This is a genomic window from Chryseobacterium pyrolae, assembly GCF_025153485.1.
Lineage (GTDB): Bacteria > Bacteroidota > Bacteroidia > Flavobacteriales > Weeksellaceae > Chryseobacterium > Chryseobacterium antibioticum.
Genome location: NZ_JANZQH010000004.1, coordinates 157830 through 173474, shown reverse-complemented (window position 1 = coordinate 173474; position 15645 = coordinate 157830). Strand labels below are relative to the sequence as shown.

At 37.4% G+C, this 15645-nt stretch carries 18 protein-coding genes; 10 read left to right on the top strand and 8 right to left on the bottom strand.

Features of this window, described 5'->3' with window-relative positions:
* Nucleotides 1-7: 7 nt before the first annotated feature.
* The 7 genes from NZD88_RS10460 to rpsL form a co-directional block, all read right to left on the bottom strand.
* Nucleotides 8-505, bottom strand: a complete 498-nt coding sequence (locus NZD88_RS10460; protein ID WP_259829102.1) for a low affinity iron permease family protein — start codon at nucleotides 503-505, stop codon at nucleotides 8-10.
* A 226-nt stretch (nucleotides 506-731) separates the two neighbouring features.
* Entirely contained in the window at nucleotides 732-1010 is a 279-nt protein-coding gene (locus NZD88_RS10455; protein ID WP_259829101.1) for a hypothetical protein, read from the bottom strand.
* Nucleotides 1011-1028: 18 nt separating this feature from the next.
* Complete coding sequence (locus NZD88_RS10450; RefSeq protein ID WP_259829100.1) at nucleotides 1029-3290, bottom strand: TonB-dependent siderophore receptor; 2262 nt, start codon at nucleotides 3288-3290, stop codon at nucleotides 1029-1031.
* Nucleotides 3291-3630: 340 nt separating this feature from the next.
* On the bottom strand, nucleotides 3631-3936 hold the full coding sequence (gene rpsJ, locus NZD88_RS10445) for a 30S ribosomal protein S10 (protein ID WP_002661363.1): 306 nt from the start codon (nucleotides 3934-3936) through the stop codon (nucleotides 3631-3633).
* Nucleotides 3937-3953: 17 nt separating this feature from the next.
* On the bottom strand, nucleotides 3954-6071 hold the full coding sequence (fusA, locus tag NZD88_RS10440) for an elongation factor G (protein WP_169234025.1): 2118 nt from the start codon (nucleotides 6069-6071) through the stop codon (nucleotides 3954-3956).
* Between the two features lie 6 nt (nucleotides 6072-6077).
* A complete protein-coding gene (gene rpsG / locus NZD88_RS10435; RefSeq protein WP_169234024.1) occupies nucleotides 6078-6554 on the bottom strand; it encodes a 30S ribosomal protein S7 in 477 nt (158 codons plus the stop codon).
* A gap of 23 nt (nucleotides 6555-6577) precedes the next feature.
* Complete coding sequence (gene rpsL / locus NZD88_RS10430; RefSeq protein WP_027383325.1) at nucleotides 6578-6991, bottom strand: 30S ribosomal protein S12; 414 nt, start codon at nucleotides 6989-6991, stop codon at nucleotides 6578-6580.
* 486 nt (nucleotides 6992-7477) lie between these two features.
* On the opposite strand from rpsL, the gene NZD88_RS10425 reads away from it, so the two are divergent.
* The 10 genes from NZD88_RS10425 to NZD88_RS10380 all read left to right on the top strand — a co-directional run bounded on the left by NZD88_RS10425 (nucleotide 7478) and on the right by NZD88_RS10380 (nucleotide 15084).
* Entirely contained in the window at nucleotides 7478-7954 is a 477-nt protein-coding gene (locus tag NZD88_RS10425; protein ID WP_169234023.1) for a Dps family protein, read from the top strand.
* 93 nt (nucleotides 7955-8047) lie between these two features.
* A complete protein-coding gene (pncB, locus tag NZD88_RS10420) occupies nucleotides 8048-9226 on the top strand; it encodes a nicotinate phosphoribosyltransferase (RefSeq protein ID WP_259829097.1) in 1179 nt (392 codons plus the stop codon).
* 54 nt (nucleotides 9227-9280) lie between these two features.
* Entirely contained in the window at nucleotides 9281-9751 is a 471-nt protein-coding gene (locus tag NZD88_RS10415) for a YciI family protein (RefSeq protein WP_259829095.1), read from the top strand.
* Nucleotides 9752-9753: 2 nt separating this feature from the next.
* Nucleotides 9754-10218, top strand: a complete 465-nt coding sequence (locus NZD88_RS10410; protein WP_259829094.1) for a hypothetical protein — start codon at nucleotides 9754-9756, stop codon at nucleotides 10216-10218.
* 50 nt (nucleotides 10219-10268) lie between these two features.
* A complete protein-coding gene (locus NZD88_RS10405; RefSeq protein WP_259829093.1) occupies nucleotides 10269-10835 on the top strand; it encodes a cysteine hydrolase family protein in 567 nt (188 codons plus the stop codon).
* Nucleotides 10836-10900: 65 nt separating this feature from the next.
* Nucleotides 10901-11227 carry a TIGR04149 family rSAM-modified RiPP gene (locus NZD88_RS10400; protein WP_341483010.1) on the top strand — a complete coding sequence of 109 codons (327 nt, stop codon included), beginning with the start codon at nucleotides 10901-10903 and terminating at the stop codon, nucleotides 11225-11227.
* A gap of 131 nt (nucleotides 11228-11358) precedes the next feature.
* Nucleotides 11359-12114, top strand: a complete 756-nt coding sequence (locus tag NZD88_RS10395) for a DUF5995 family protein (RefSeq protein ID WP_259829092.1) — start codon at nucleotides 11359-11361, stop codon at nucleotides 12112-12114.
* Nucleotides 12115-12293: 179 nt separating this feature from the next.
* Nucleotides 12294-13796, top strand: coding sequence for a DNA recombination protein RmuC (locus NZD88_RS10390; RefSeq protein ID WP_423738662.1), 1503 nt, complete (start codon nucleotides 12294-12296; stop codon nucleotides 13794-13796).
* Nucleotides 13797-13890: 94 nt separating this feature from the next.
* Nucleotides 13891-14223, top strand: a complete 333-nt coding sequence (locus NZD88_RS10385; protein ID WP_259829089.1) for a hypothetical protein — start codon at nucleotides 13891-13893, stop codon at nucleotides 14221-14223.
* Between the two features lie 93 nt (nucleotides 14224-14316).
* Nucleotides 14317-15084 carry a TrmH family RNA methyltransferase gene (locus tag NZD88_RS10380; protein ID WP_259829088.1) on the top strand — a complete coding sequence of 256 codons (768 nt, stop codon included), beginning with the start codon at nucleotides 14317-14319 and terminating at the stop codon, nucleotides 15082-15084.
* Between the two features lie 206 nt (nucleotides 15085-15290).
* Here NZD88_RS10380 and NZD88_RS10375 read toward each other — a convergent pair whose 3' ends face one another.
* Nucleotides 15291-15632: a hypothetical protein gene (locus tag NZD88_RS10375; RefSeq protein ID WP_076507063.1), complete on the bottom strand. Its 342-nt coding sequence runs from the start codon at nucleotides 15630-15632 to the stop codon at nucleotides 15291-15293.
* Between the last annotated feature and the right edge of the window lie 13 nt (nucleotides 15633-15645).

Here is a 15645-nt window from a genome sequence, read left to right as displayed (position 1 = left end):
GGGGTCATTACGATCCCTTTTTTGGTTGCTGGTTCTGAAGCCATTCTTCATGCTTTCTTTTAAAAACATCATGCTTGTAATTCTGATTTCTCTGAGCCGAGTCGATAGAGTGCGAGGTATGGATATCATTATCTTCTTCTGCAAAATCAGCCAGCTTTTCATAATAGCAGTGAAGCTGATCAAGTTCTTTTTCGGTAAGATCTTCGATGTCAACAATTCTGTTGCTGGCTTTTTCATTGGCAGCGATCAGCTCATTCAGTTTAATCTGTATCGCTTTTGAATCCTTATTCTGTGCTTTCTGAATCAGGAAAACCATCAGGAAAGTAATGATGGTGGTTCCGGTGTTGATCACGAGCTGCCAGGTTTCGGAATAGTTAAAAAAAGGTCCTGAAGCTGCCCATAGCACCACTACAAGTACAGCCCCGATAAATGCGTAGGAACTTCCCGTAAATTTAGTGGCCCAGTCAGAAAATTTCTCAAAAAGATTATTATTTTGATGGCTCATGATATCAATTATTTTAATGAATAAATTTATAGAATTAACTTGAATCGGAAGGAAAGAAAGTTGGGAAACGGAGGAAAGAATGAAAAATGTTTCGACTGGAATTGATTCAGCTTTATTTTTAATCTTATGAGTACCTAAATAGATCTCAGTGGTATTAAAAAAAACATTAAGACAGAAGGACTGCCTTAATGTTTTCTAATTAAAATTTGATATGAATGAATGTTTATTATTTTCTCCTGAAGGTTATTTCTTCAGATTGATCAGCCGTTTTTGCACTGATTGAAGACAAATCTTTTCCGAAGTGAATCTTTTTTATGCCGGGCATTCCATTATTCCAGGTATTTTGAGGCCAGCTATTCCACTGGTATGGATTATGGACCGTATTATACTTCATTGCCTCATTGGCAGCCTTTAATTCTTCTTCTGAAAGTTCTGTATCGGAAGAACAGGCTCCTGTAGCTATTCCAAAAACCATAGCATAGAATATTATTTTGATGCTTTTCATAATGAATAATTTAACTGATTAAAATTTATAATTCACCTGTACGGCAAAGTTTCTCGGTTGAATCTGATCGATGTAGCCTCCTCTGAAATAAGAGCTGTACCCTACTGAATCGAAGATGTTATTCATAAATACTCTTAATCCCATCCCGTTTTTAAGGGTGTATCCCACCTGAGCATCAAGTGTCGTATATTCCGGCATATCAAAAGGCTTGTCTCCTGCTTTTACGCTATTAAGATGAGCAGCTGTAAATGTTTTCTGAGTCCATTCATCAACCGGTCTTTTTCCAACATAATAGATTCCGGCTCCTACATCAAGACCTGTTAAAGTTCCTGTAATAAATTTGTAATTTAACCATCCATTTGCGGTATGCCTTGGAGCATTCATTGGCGCAGAACCATTCATATAAGCAGGACTCTCCTGATACTGAGCATCCAGATATGCCCATCCTGACATGATCTGAAGGTTTGGTAAAATTCTTCCGATAAGCTCTACCTCCATTCCTTTTCTTCTCAGGTTACCGGCAAGTCCGTAAAGAATATTATTGTTGTTATCTTTTATGGGCTGATAATTTTTATCCAGAATCTGGAATGACAGGTTATCTGTATTAATATCAAATAAGGTAACATTGAATCTCAAACGTTCATTAAACCAGTCAGATTTAATACCGGCTTCCCACTGCTTGGTGTGCGATGCTCCAACCAGTCCTCCCGCCTGAAGAATATTATTCGAAGCTCTTAAAGAGGTCGTCGTCGTATACGATCCGAAAACATTGATATTCTGAATCGGTGAAACGATCAATCCAAAAGATGGATTCCATGTGTCTACCGTTTCATTCGCAGATCCATTCAGTCTGCTGTATCTTAGTCCCAAATGGGCTTTCAGGTATTTTCCGATTGACATTACATCCTGCGCCATAGCACCGATGCTTGGAGTCAGGACAGGATTTGATCGTCCCAGGTTTTTATAAATGACGTTCGTTGGAATTTGATTGGGTATTGTTCCGTTCACAACATCGAAAATATCCAGAGGATTGGCATTATATGTTATCGTTCCGATTTTTGTTGGGCGGGCAGTAATTAAGTTTTCAGGCGCAATGGAATTTTTATATGCCTCATAGGTCACAGTAGATGTTTCCGTTTCTCTCCAGTCAAACCCAACCTGGAAGGTATGATTGATGAAACCTGTTTTTATCTGCTCACCAATGAAATCTAACTGCAATACTTTATTGATATCTTCTCCCTGGGACTTCCCGATGGTATGCTGTCTGATATTATAATTCGTTTCTCCGGTAGGCAATGATATGGAAGAAGCCTCACTGTCTGAACTGCTTGTAGAGTTAATAAAAGCAGCTCTTACCTTTAATTTATCATTAAGTTTACGCACTACTGTAGTGGCGAAGTTAAATGTTTCTGTTTTTGAATAATCAGAAGTATATCCTAAAAATTTACCTTTTGGCATATGGTATAATGATTCTACATCACCAGGCGCGGTATTAATAGTTCCTCTGTCTGGAGTACGGTTATCATGAAGATAATCCATCTCCACATTGATGTCTGTTTTATCATCCGGACGGTACGTTATGGATGGATTTATGTAGATTCTCTCCCCTTCCACATGGCTTCTGAAAGAATTGTTTTTCTGATAAGCCCCATTGAATCTTACCGCTACTTTTCCCTGAGAGTCCAGGACTCTCTGAAAATCTACAGTGGGTCTGTAAAAGTCCCAGCTCCCGTAACGGAATCCTACACTGGTCTGATCAATAAACTGTGGTCTTTTGGTCACAACATTAATGACTCCTCCTGCAGAACCCAAACCATTTCCGATCCCCTGGCTTACAGCCGCTGATCCTTTTATTACCTGGATACTTTCAACGCCCTGCATATCTGTGATCATCCCTGCAGTACGGAAATCCGAATCCATCTGAACGCCATTTTTCAATACAGGTACTCCACGGTACCCTCTGATTGACATACTTTCACTTCCTCCTCCATAGCTGGAGAACAAAGTAACGCCGGGTACATTTTTGGCAACGTCTGTAACGGTAAGACCTCCCAGCTCTTCGATGGCTTTATGCGAAATTACCGAAATACTCTGAATCTGGTCCCTGGTTTTCAAAGGAAGCCTTGTAATGGCTTCTAAGCCTACCGGCTGTTTCTTTTTTTCACCAAATAATTCTACTTCATCAATCTCTTTTGATTTTTTAATAGAATCGTTTACTTGCTGTGCGTTTACAAAAACCCCACCTAATACAAGCAAAGAAAAGGATACTACTTTATTCATCTGATTATTTTTTGCAAAATTATTATTTTTATTGATTCTAAATAAATAAACAAAGGTGACATATCTCACCTCCGAATGACTCATCATTATCAGATTATAAATGAACTTTCAGATGTTATAGAGATCCCTTAATGACACCGGAGCATCTTTAAAGGTCCCGGGAAAAAGTGGACTTATCTGTAGAAAAGGCGAAATGGTAAAAAGACAGAATATCCAGTATTAAAATATTTTATACGCTAATTTACCAATCGTAGATCAGCTTTATTACCATGATTTATAGACAAAAAAATCCGGCCCTTTTCAGGGCCGGATTCTATAATCATTGCAAAGTATGCAATTATCACACTTTAATTTCAACGTCTACACCGCTTGGTAACTCTAATTTCATTAGAGCATCAACAGTTTTAGAAGAAGAAGAGTAGATATCCATCAATCTCTTGTGAGCAGAAAGTTGGAACTGTTCTCTAGCTTTCTTATTTACGTGCGGAGATCTCAACACAGTGAAGATTCTCTTATTTGTAGGCAATGGAATTGGTCCGTTTACAACAGCACCAGTAGCCTTTACCGTTTTTACGATTTTCTCAGCAGACTTGTCTACCAAGTTATAATCGTAAGATTTTAGTTTTATTCTGATTCTTTGTGACATTTTTCTAATTTAAAAAATTAACCTTTTGCTTTAGCAATGATATCTTCAGCAACGTTTTGTGGAGTTGCTTGGTACTTCTCTAATTCCATAGAAGAAGTAGCTCTTCCTGATGAAAGTGTTCTTAGAGTCGTTACATATCCAAACATTTCAGAAAGTGGAACTGAACCTTTGATAACAACAGCACCGTTCTTTTCTTCCTGTCCACTGATCGTACCTCTTCTTTTGTTAAGGTCACCAATGATGTTACCCATATATTCTTCCGGAGTTACAACTTCCAGTTTCATAATAGGCTCCATAATTACTGGCTTAGCAGCACGTCCCGCTTCTTTAAATCCTAATTTAGCTGCCATTTCGAAAGAAAGTGCATCAGAATCCACTGCGTGGAAAGATCCGTCTTTAAGAATAACTTTAATACCTTCAACTTCGAAACCAGCCAAAGGACCGTTCTTCATTGCAGCTTTAAAGCCTTTTTCAATTGCAGGAACAAATTCTCTAGGAACGTTACCACCTTTGATCTCATTGATGAATTCTAAACCAATTTTACCTTCGTCAGCTGGTCCTAGTTCAAATACAATATCAGCAAATTTACCTTTACCACCAGATTGTTTTTTGTAAACTTCTCTGTGTTGAGCAACTCTTGTAAGATTTTCTTTGTATTCTACCTGAGGTTGACCTTGGTTAACTTCTACTTTGAATTCTCTTCTCATACGATCTACAAGAATGTCAAGGTGAAGTTCACCCATTCCTGAGATAATCGTTTGACCAGAAGCTTCGTCAGTTTTAACCTGGAAAGTAGGATCTTCTTCAGCTAATTTAGCTAGAGCGTTACCCATTTTATCCTGGTCTGCCTTAGTTTTAGGTTCAACAGCGATACCAATTACCGGATCAGGGAAAACCATCGATTCAAGAACGATTGGGTGTTTCTCATCACACATTGTATCACCAGTTTTGATAGATTTAAAACCTACAGCTGCACCAATATCTCCTGCTTCAATATATTCTACAGGATTTTGCTTATTAGCGTGCATCTGATAGATTCTAGAGATTCTTTCTTTATCACCTGAACGGGTGTTCAAGATATAAGAACCTGCATCTAGTCTTCCAGAGTATGCTCTGAAGAATGCTAATCTTCCCACGAATGGGTCAGTAGCAATCTTAAATGCTAAAGCCGCGAAAGGCTCGTTTACGTCTGGTTTTCTTGTAATATCAAGATCTGTTCTAGGATCAGTACCTTTGATATCGTCTTTATCCAATGGAGAAGGCAAGTATTTACATACTGCATCCAACATAAACTGTACTCCTTTATTCTTAAATGAAGAACCACAAGTCATTGGGATAATAGAAAGATCAATAGTAGCTTTTCTTAGCGCTTCGTTGATTTCTTCTTCAGAGATTGAATCCGGATCTTCGAAGAATTTCTCCATCAAAGTCTCATCGTAATCAGCTACAGCTTCTACTAATTTCTCTCTGTATTCGTGAACTTCAGCCTTCATGTCTTCAGGAATTGGCACTACTTCGAAAGTAGCTCCTTGTCCTGCTTCATCCCAGATGATCGCTCTGTTTTTAATTAAGTCAACAACACCTTTGAAATCTTCTTCAGCACCGATTGGTAAAACGATTGGAACTGCGTTTGATCCTAACATCGTCTTAACCTGGTTTACCACGTTAAGGAAGTCAGCACCTTGTCTGTCCATTTTGTTTACGAATCCCATTCTTGCTACTTTATAGTTGTCAGCAAGTCTCCAGTTTGTTTCAGACTGAGGCTCTACTCCATCTACTGCAGAGAATAAGAATACCAAACCATCCAATACTCTTAGAGATCTGTTTACTTCTACTGTGAAGTCAACGTGTCCAGGTGTATCGATGATGTTGAAGTGGTAAGGCTTACTTTCAGGTAAGATTTTACCTTGATCTGTTGGAAAATTCCAAGAACAAGTTGTTGCAGCAGAAGTAATTGTAATACCTCTTTCTGCTTCCTGCTCCATCCAGTCCATTGTAGAAGCACCATCGTGAACTTCTCCAATTTTATGGTTAACACCAGTATAGAATAAGATTCTTTCTGTAGTGGTAGTTTTTCCCGCATCAATGTGGGCAGCAATACCAATATTTCTTGTAAATTTAAGATCTCTACTCATTTCTAATTAGAATTTAAAGTGTGAGAAAGCTTTGTTAGCTTCCGCCATTTTGTGAGTATCAGATTTCTTTTTGTAAGCAGCACCTTCTTCTCTAGAAGCAGCTACTACTTCGTTAGCTAATTTCAAAGCCATTGACTTATCATTTCTCTTTTTAGAGTAAAGAATTAACCATTTCATTGCCATAGAAATTTTTCTATCAGCTCTGATTGGCATAGGAATCTGGAAGTTAGCTCCACCTACTCTTCTAGAACGTACTTCTACGTGAGGCATAACGTTAGTTAATGCATCTTTCCAGATTTCAAGGGCAGTTTTCTCAGTTTCTCCTTTTTTAGCTTCTACAAGCTCTAAAGCATCATAGAATATTTTGAATGCGATAGACTTCTTACCGTCTTGCATTAAATTGTTTACAAATCTTGTTACCAATTGATCATTAAATTTCGGATCTGGTAACAACGGTCTTTTTTTCGCTTTTGTCTTTCTCATTGTTTCTGTACCTTATTTAATGATTATTTTTTCTTTCCTTTAGCTGGTGCAGCTGCTGCCTGACCTGGTTTTGGTCTCTTAGCTCCGTACTTAGATCTTCTCTGCGTTCTTCCACTAACACCTGCAGTGTCTAATGCTCCTCTTACGATATGATAACGTACTCCCGGTAGGTCTTTCACCCTTCCGCCGCGTACCAATACTATCGAGTGCTCTTGAAGATTATGTCCTTCGCCCGGGATGTAGGCGTTGACTTCCTTCCCGTTAGAAAGTCTTACCCTTGCAACTTTTCTAAGTGCAGAGTTAGGTTTCTTAGGAGTGGTAGTATATACTCTCGTACATACACCTCGTCTTTGTGGACAAGAATCAAGGGCAGCCGATTTACTCTTCTTGGTGAGTGCGACTCTTCCTTTTCTTACTAATTGTTGAATAGTAGGCATTTAATTGCTTTTTATTTTAGGGTGCAAAAATAGGAATATTTTTTCAATCTACAAAACTTATATAAAAATTAAAATCAAACACTTACACGAAAAAAACCTTGTCCTTTAGTAGTCAAATCGCAGACCGCTGATGTATATTGAGAAAATGCAAAAGAAGGTCGTCATTTTTCCTTACTAACTCTCTATTAAATAATTGTAAAATTTATTTCATTATTTTAACCTTGACATTTTTACTCCATTCAAAGTTTTTTACATTTTGTTTCAGGGAATTATGGATATTTAGCTCTGGAAAATAGATATTATCATATACTCTCACCAAGACCTTCGATTATACCTTAATATATGGATCATTAATAATTACCATAAATAAGATAATCCCCATACTTCCAAACTATTTTTAAAAATTTTCTTATAGTTATCTTCTATTGACATTAAAAGCTTTTCGGCACAATATTTTCTAAATTTGTTAGTATAAAAAATAAACGTATGAAAAATGCAAGCATTATCGGCCTGAAAGAAGCCGACTGTAAAAACATTTCTGAAAAGCTTAATATACTTTTAGCCAACTATTCAGTATTCTATCAGAACACAAGAGGTTCACACTGGAATATTAAAGGAGAACAGTTCTTTACGCTTCACCCGAAGTTCGAAGAATTGTACAACAGCCTGGTCCTAAAGATCGACGAGATTGCGGAAAGAATATTAACATTAGGCGCGACTCCTGCCCACAACTATTCAGACTACCTGAAAGTATCCACTATTAAAGAAAGCAAAGAAGTAACAGATGCCACTAAAAGTGTTGAACTTATTTTGAACTCTTTCAAAGTAGTGATCGATTTACAGAGAGAACTTCTTGACATTACAGATGCAGCAGGAGATGAGGGAACCAATTCCCAGATGAGCGACTACATTACAGAACAGGAAAAAGAAGTATGGATGTACAATTCTTATTTAGGGAAGTAACCTGCAAAAATCAACTGATAAATAAAAAAATCGCCTTACATTTAGGCGGTTTTTATTTTAAATACCTATATTTGCGTTAAAATTACACATATTATGTACGACGTTCGATTAAACTCCATCTTAGATAACGATTTCTATAAAATAACCATGCAGAACGCAGTGGTAAAATTATTCCCAAGTTCTATTGTAAAATATGAATTCATCAATAGAGGAAAACATCAGTTTCCGGAAGGCTTTGATGCAGCTTTAAAAGAAGCAGTCAACAAAATGGCAGAACTGAAGCTTACCAAAGATGAAAAGAAATTCATGGCAAGAACCTGCCCTTATATAGATCTGCCCTACCTTGATTTTCTGGAAGGATACCATTACGATCCATCTGAAGTGAAAATTCATCAGGAAGGCTCCGAACTTTCTGTAACCGTTGAAGGACTTTGGTACAGAACGATCCTTTGGGAAGTGCCACTACTGGCTTTAATCAGTGAACTTCATTACGAAATGAACCATATGGAAAGAGATTCCAATGATATCGTGATGAACAGAACTCTTGAAAAAGCAGATTCGCTGGCAAGACTTGGAGTGAATTTCGCAGAATTCGGGACCAGAAGAAGACATTCCTATAAAGTACAGAATCTGGTCATGGAAGCTTTAACGCAAAACAAACCCTCCACTTTCATCGGAAGTTCCAATGTTCATTTTGCGATGAAGTACGGAGTAAAACCCATCGGTACGCATGCTCACGAATGGTTTATGTTCCACGCAGCAGAATACGGATTCAAAATGGCGAACGAGCTGGCTCTGGAACACTGGGTAGATGTATACAGAGGTGATCTTGGAGTTGCTCTTTCAGACACTTATACTACGGATGTTTTCTTTCAGCAGTTTGATAAGAAGTTCGCCAAACTGTTTGACGGCGTTCGTCACGATAGTGGTGATCCACTGGAATTCGCAGACAAAACAATCGCGCATTACCAAAACAACGGAATCAATCCTTTATTTAAATACATCATCTTCTCCGATGCCCTGAATCTGGAAAAAGTAGAGGAAATCACCAATTACTGCAGAGGAAAAATTGGAGTATCATTTGGAATCGGGACCAATCTCACCAATGATGTAGGTTTAAAACCCATGAATATCGTTATGAAACTGATCGGTGTACAAGCCCCAAACAAAGAGTGGATTCCAACGGTAAAACTTTCCGACGAACACGGAAAATATACCGGTGACCCAAAAATGATTGAACTGGCTAAAGAATTCTTGAGAATAAAAGATTAAATTAGACCTTAGATATCAGACATGAGATCATAGACTAATAATTAAATCATTGCTATGAAATTAAAAATTTATTTATCCCTTACCGTTTTGTTAGCCACTTTAACTTTCGCCCAGGAAAAGAAAAAAGAAAAGGCAAAATTCAATCAGGAACTTGCAACTTCTCTTGGTGCTGACCAATATGGTATGAAAGCCTACACAATTGTGATGCTTACCACAGGAAGTACAAAAGTTGAAGATAAAACCAAAATGGGTGAACTGATGAAAGGCCATATGACCAATATCGGAAAGCTGGCTGATGAAGGGAAAATTGTGGTAGCTGGACCTTTTTTAGAAAAAAATAAAGAAAATTACCGAGGTATGTTTATTTTCAATACAAAATCTAAGGAAGAAGCTGAACAATGGGTAAAAACCGATCCTGCCGTACAAGCTGGTGTTTTCAGTTATGAAATCTTTCCCTGGTATGGATCTGCTGCCTTGCCTTTATATTTGAAACATCACGAAGAAATATCTAAAGAGAATCCATAGAAATGGGCATACTTTCAAATATAGTCTGGGCGTTTAAAGGTAATCATCACAATAGCATTGATGATTTTAATAAAGAAATCAACCACTACCAAACCCTTATTTTAAAAGAAAAGGCAAGTTGGGACGCTGATCAAATGGTGATCACTGTTCCTGAGATAAATGTTTGCTATGAAGCCTGGATCAAAGGGAAAGAAGATATCGCGGCCAACGAAACATTATTGGGTGATGAAAATGATGTATTTGACGAAGACAATAGCGACCATGGTATGTTTCAGGTTGAGTTTTGTGCAAGGCTGAAAGCCAGCAACGGAGCCTACTTCACTGCTCTGGATCTGCTCTTTCAGTTAGAAAACCAAGTGGCTAATAAAGATCTTGGTGATCATATATTCTTTGAAGGCCTCACGGCCAACGACACCGAATCGCTAAAGAATGAAACACCACTTTACTCAATGTACTTAGGAAGCTAATTTAATTTTTTTTACAATACCCTGATAAATACACCATTAATACAACTTATATGAAACTTCAAGATAAAAAGCCAGCCTTACTTTTAATTGACATTCAAAAAGGATTTCTTGATGAAAAATATTGGGGTGGAAACAGAAATAACAAAACAGCAGAACAGATCAGTGGAAAACTATTAGAAAAATGGAGAGAGCTTAACCTACCTGTATTCCACATCAGACACAGCTCGTTAAATCCTGATTCAAAACTGCATGAGACCCATACCGGCTTCGAATTTAACGATTATGTACTTCCAAAAAACAATGAGCCCGTCATTACAAAAAATGTAAATAGCGCTTTTATAGGAACAGATTTAAAAGAACAGCTCGATCAGCAGGATATCAATACTTTAGTGATTATTGGAATAACAACCAATCATTGTGTTTCTACAACCACCAGAATGGCTGGAAATTACGGATACGAAACCTACGTAATTTCAGACGCCACAGCTACTTTCGACAGAATAGGAATACATGGAGAAAAATATGATTCAGAATTAATACACCTGACCAGTCTTGCCAATTTAAATGATGAATTTGCAACTGTATGGACCTCGGAAAAACTATTCAATGAATTATAAAAAACTGATAGCATGCCAATAGCTATCTGTCCCGAAAAAACTGAATAAAACTTAAATAAATCACTATGATGTTACATAGTGATTTATTTTTTTACTATCTTAGACGTTCATTTTCAAAACTATACAAATTAAAACCATCAAAAAAAATTAATTCCATGAAAAAAACGAACCTATCAAAACTTTCAAGAACAGAACTGAAAGATGTATTCGGCGGGTATTTATATCCGGCACCATGTCCCGGAGGATGCCCTGGTGAAGGCATGATCAGATGTCCTGACGGCTCCACCACGATGACTAATTTTATATGCATGGGGAACAGATGCGAACCGGCCGCCATGTGCAAACCATTGGTTCTTGAACCTTTTCCAGATCCGATTATCATCACTCCATAATCTGATCAACAAAAATAAAGTGAGCTTTCCGGCTCACTTTTTCATTATTAAAAAGATCACTTCTACTCGTTTTCAAAGCAATACACCACTGATCACTGGTTTTTATTATCTTTAAATAAACAAAAACCACCATGAAAACAATTGAAGAAGTTCTGCAAAAACTGGATGCAATCATCATTTGGTGCAAAGAAAACCAAAGCCCGGCCGGATATTTTGCTTGCACTTACCGCATTATGACCGCTCAGGTACTGAAAGGAATTCAGCAGAAAAAATTTGAGGATAATCCTAGAATGACACAGCTAGACATCGCTTTTGCACAAAGATATCTGGAAGCCTGGGAAAATTACAGCAAAGGAAAAAAATGCACCCAATCATGGTATACAGCTTTTGAAGCAACCAAAAATAAAAATCTTCTGATCCTGCAGCATATCTTCTTAGGAATGAATGCTCATATTAATCTGGATCTGGGAATTTCTGCCGCAACAGTGATGCCGTACCGTAAAATAAATCCGCTAAAAAAGGATTTTGAAAACATCAATACTGTTATCGCCTCCATCAACCAGCAAGTTCAGGATTCTCTGAATACAATCTGCTATCCGGTAGGTCTCATTGATAAAATTTCCAACGGAAAAGATAACGCCGTTCTGGATTTTGCTATTTCCAAAGCAAGAGAAACTTCCTGGACCACGGCAGTTATTGCATCCAATACCCCTAACTTTTTAAGAGAATCAGTCATTAATATTGTAGATTATGCGGCGGCAAAAGTGGCATCACAAATTTTAAATCCAAAGATATTGACTCCGGCTTTGACTAAAGAACTGAAAAAATGTGAGAGCAATGATATTGTGAAAAATATTGAAATTTTATCCGGAACAACAGTAGTTTAAACTCGATCTTACTTTATTAACCTGAGTTTGGAGATAGATTTAGAGATTAATGACTATCCTTTTCAAGGTTTTAAACCTTGAAAAGGATACTTCCTCTCAATACCTTCCCTCTTCCAACTTCAGGCTTCCAGTCTCTTATTTTAAACATAAATTAATTTTTCTTTTTGTAATTTTGAAACATGGAGATGACCTATTTAATTATTGGATGTATTGCCGGCGGAGTTCTTGGAGCCGTTATTTTATATTTTGCTTTAAAATCGTCTATGGTTTCAAGAAGTTCTTATGATGAACTGAATAATCTGCATATCAAAAATCATTCGGATCTGGAAAATCTTACCCTGAAAGTTCAGGAACTGAACCAGCAAATCAGTAGAGAAAAAGAGCAGAACCAGCTGCAAACCGATCTTCTGAATGACCTCAAAAATGAATACGCAAAAATCTCTGCCGAACACGCTTCTTTAAACTCCCAGTTTTCAGAACAGAAACAGCTTAATTTAAAACAGACTTCTCAAATCGAGAATCTGATATCCGAGAAGCAACATATTTTTGCCAAAAACTCTGAACTCTCTGCTAAAAATGAAAGTATGCAGCAGTCACTTGATACCCAGAAGGAGGAAATCACCAAAATTCAGGAAGAATCGAAACTGCAGTTTGAAAATCTGGCCAATAAAATTTTAGATGAAAAAACGGAGAAGTTTACTACTTTAAACCAAAGTAATTTAAAAAACATCCTTGAACCTTTCCAGGAAAAGATCACCGATCTGAAAAACAGAGTGAATGAAGCTTATGAAAAGGAAAATAAAGAACGCTTTTCTCTTGCGGAAAAGGTAAAAGAGCTTGCAGAACTGAATCAGCAGATCTCAGAAGATGCTAAAAAACTGACCCGGGCATTAAAAGGGGAAAGCAAAACACAAGGGAACTGGGGAGAAATGATCCTTGAAAGTATTCTTGAAAAATCCGGACTCGTAAAAGGGAGAGAATATTTCCTTGAACACGAACTTCGTGACGAAGATAATAAAGCCCTGTTCTCTGAATTTTCCGGCAAGAAAATGCGTCCGGATGCCGTGATAAAATATCCGGACGAAAGAAACGTAATCATTGATTCTAAAGTTTCTCTCACCGCATTCACGGAACTGGTGGATGAGACCGATCAGGATGTTTATGCTATGAAACTCAGCCAACATTTAGGTTCTATCAAAAATCACATTCTTCAGCTAAGTCAGAAAGCCTATGATGATTACGGGAAATCACTGGACTTCGTAATGATGTTCATTCCAAGTGAACCTGCTTATATTGCCGCGATGCAGGCAGACCAGAATCTTTGGAATTTTGCTTATGAGAGAAGAGTTTTACTTCTCAATCCCAGCAATCTGATTACTTCCCTGAAACTTATTGCAGATCTTTGGAAACGGGAATATCAGAACAAGAACTCTATGGAGATTGCCGATCGTGGGGCAAAACTGTATGATAAATTTGTAGGTTTTGTAGACAATCTAGAGAAAGTCGGCAAAAATCTTGATCAGGCCAAAAATGTTTACAATGATGCTTATAAGCAGCTTTCTACAGGAAATGACAATCTGGTCATCCAGACTCAGAAACTGAAATCTCTGGGCATCAAAAACAAAAAAGATTTACCACAGAGTCTTATTGACAACAGTGATTTCTTAGAAACAGAAAATTAATATGAAAAAGAACCACATTATCTTAATCCTCAGTATAGCTTTTTTCATAATTTCTTTGGCTTTACCGGCCGTTTTCACCAAAAAAGGCAGTGAAATGTACGGTTTATCCCTATTCCTGTTAGGGTGGACAGATCTCAGCGGAGACGGAACTTCATGGTTAGCTAATCCAATACTCTTTTTTTCATGGATTTTCATGTTGGTCAAACAGCCAAAAATTGCCGCTTTCCTGGGCTTACTTTCTGTAGCCGTAGCTTTTTATTATTTGACAGAAACTGAAATAACTGTAAATGAAGCCGGACACAAATCTTCTATTACATCGTATGGTTTAGGATACTATCTGTGGATCACAAGTTGTATTACGATGTTTATTGGCAGCTTAATTCTCTTAAGGTCTAAGCCATCAGCTCAAAACATTTCCAAAAATTAATTCAGAAAGAAAATTTCTCTTCGTAATCATTAGAACATCCCTTTTCATCAAAACTAAGCAGGCCTAATCACAAATTTTGCATAATTTTGCAGCATGTTGATAGAAAGCTTTCAAAACGAAAAAATAAAAAATGTCACCAAACTTTTGGCTGACAACAGGTTCCGTAAAAAATCAAAAGTTTTTGTTGTTGAAGGACAGCAGGAAAACGAAAGAGCTTTACAGTATGATTTTGAACCTGTAGAGTTTTTTGTATGTGAAAATATTTTTAAAGGAAAGCTTCCGGAAGGCAGAATCCATTATGTAAGCGAAAAAGTATACGAAAAAATAGCGTACAGAGGGAGTTCTGAGGGCATTATCGGAATCTATCAAACTAAAGAAAACCTTCTATCGTCATTTATTCCTAAAGAAAATTCTACCGTAATTATTGTCGAAGGTGTTGAAAAACCGGGTAATTTAGGTGCTATCTTGAGAAGCTGCGAAGCTTTTGGAGTAGATGCCTTGATTGTTGCAGACGGAAAAGCAGACTTTTATAATCCAAATGTAATACGCTCAAGTGTTGGATGTCTCTTTGGAATGGAAGTTTATGAGGCTGGAAATGAAGAAACCTTTGAATTTCTTCAGAAAAATAAGTTCAATATCTACACCACTCTTATGGATGAGACTGCGGAAGATATTTATAAAAGGGATTTCAGACAGCGCTCTGCTGTATTATTTGGAACTGAGCATTCTGGACTAAGTGATTTCTGGCTTGGAAAAGGAAAAAACACCTTGATTCCAATGGCAGGAAGTATTGATTCTTTAAATTTGAGCAATGCTGTGGCCATTACTTGCTATGAATCTTTAAAACAGAAGAAAGGATAGATTTGAAAAGAAGCTTGAAGTATGGAGAGGGATGTTGTTAATGTTCAAAAACAACTGTAAGCCATATCAAAGATCATTGAGAAATTAAAAGATTAACAGGAATATCCATCTTCAATCCTTATATCTTCCATCTTCTAAAATATAACGCATAAAAAAACCGTCTCACCAGGTGAAACGGTTCTTTTATTGTTAAGCTATTGCTAGAATTATTTCTTAGCAGCGTCTTTAACTTCTTTAGCAGCATCTTTAGCAGCACCTTTAGCAGCGTCAGCAGCACCTTTAGCAGCGTCAGCAGCAGCTTCAGTTGTAGCTTTAGCAGCATCAGCACCAGCAGCAGTTGTAGCAGCAGCAGCATCTTTAGTAGCGTCAACAGCAACGTTAGCAGCTGAATCAATTACTTTAGCAGCAGAATCAGAAACTACAGCAGCAGAATCAGCTACGTTAGCAGCAGCAGAATCAGTTGCTCCTTCAGTAGAAGTAGCTTCAGTTTTTTTACAAGCAACTAGAGAGATTGCAGCGATAGCAGCTACGAATAATGACTTTTTCATAATAAATTAAATT

Bases quoted from the DNA above. Each gene is read 5' to 3' on its own strand.
- NZD88_RS10380 (WP_259829088.1), top strand. From the start codon at position 14,317: ATGTTGATAGAAAGCTTTCAAAACGAAAAAATAAAAAATGTCACCAAA.
- rpsJ (WP_002661363.1), bottom strand. From the start codon at position 3,936: ATGTCACAAAGAATCAGAATAAAACTAAAATCTTACGATTATAACTTG.
- NZD88_RS10455 (WP_259829101.1), bottom strand. From the start codon at position 1,010: ATGAAAAGCATCAAAATAATATTCTATGCTATGGTTTTTGGAATAGCT.
- fusA (WP_169234025.1), bottom strand. From the start codon at position 6,071: ATGAGTAGAGATCTTAAATTTACAAGAAATATTGGTATTGCTGCCCAC.
- NZD88_RS10375 (WP_076507063.1), bottom strand. From the start codon at position 15,632: ATGAAAAAGTCATTATTCGTAGCTGCTATCGCTGCAATCTCTCTAGTT.
- NZD88_RS10425 (WP_169234023.1), top strand. From the start codon at position 7,478: ATGAAAAATGCAAGCATTATCGGCCTGAAAGAAGCCGACTGTAAAAAC.
- pncB (WP_259829097.1), top strand. From the start codon at position 8,048: ATGTACGACGTTCGATTAAACTCCATCTTAGATAACGATTTCTATAAA.
- NZD88_RS10415 (WP_259829095.1), top strand. From the start codon at position 9,281: ATGAAATTAAAAATTTATTTATCCCTTACCGTTTTGTTAGCCACTTTA.
- NZD88_RS10390 (WP_423738662.1), top strand. From the start codon at position 12,294: ATGGAGATGACCTATTTAATTATTGGATGTATTGCCGGCGGAGTTCTT.
- NZD88_RS10395 (WP_259829092.1), top strand. From the start codon at position 11,359: ATGAAAACAATTGAAGAAGTTCTGCAAAAACTGGATGCAATCATCATT.
- NZD88_RS10385 (WP_259829089.1), top strand. From the start codon at position 13,891: ATGTACGGTTTATCCCTATTCCTGTTAGGGTGGACAGATCTCAGCGGA.
- NZD88_RS10400 (WP_341483010.1), top strand. From the start codon at position 10,901: ATGATGTTACATAGTGATTTATTTTTTTACTATCTTAGACGTTCATTT.
- rpsL (WP_027383325.1), bottom strand. From the start codon at position 6,991: ATGCCTACTATTCAACAATTAGTAAGAAAAGGAAGAGTCGCACTCACC.
- NZD88_RS10450 (WP_259829100.1), bottom strand. From the start codon at position 3,290: ATGAATAAAGTAGTATCCTTTTCTTTGCTTGTATTAGGTGGGGTTTTT.
- NZD88_RS10460 (WP_259829102.1), bottom strand. From the start codon at position 505: ATGAGCCATCAAAATAATAATCTTTTTGAGAAATTTTCTGACTGGGCC.
- rpsG (WP_169234024.1), bottom strand. From the start codon at position 6,554: ATGAGAAAGACAAAAGCGAAAAAAAGACCGTTGTTACCAGATCCGAAA.
- NZD88_RS10405 (WP_259829093.1), top strand. From the start codon at position 10,269: ATGAAACTTCAAGATAAAAAGCCAGCCTTACTTTTAATTGACATTCAA.
- NZD88_RS10410 (WP_259829094.1), top strand. From the start codon at position 9,754: ATGGGCATACTTTCAAATATAGTCTGGGCGTTTAAAGGTAATCATCAC.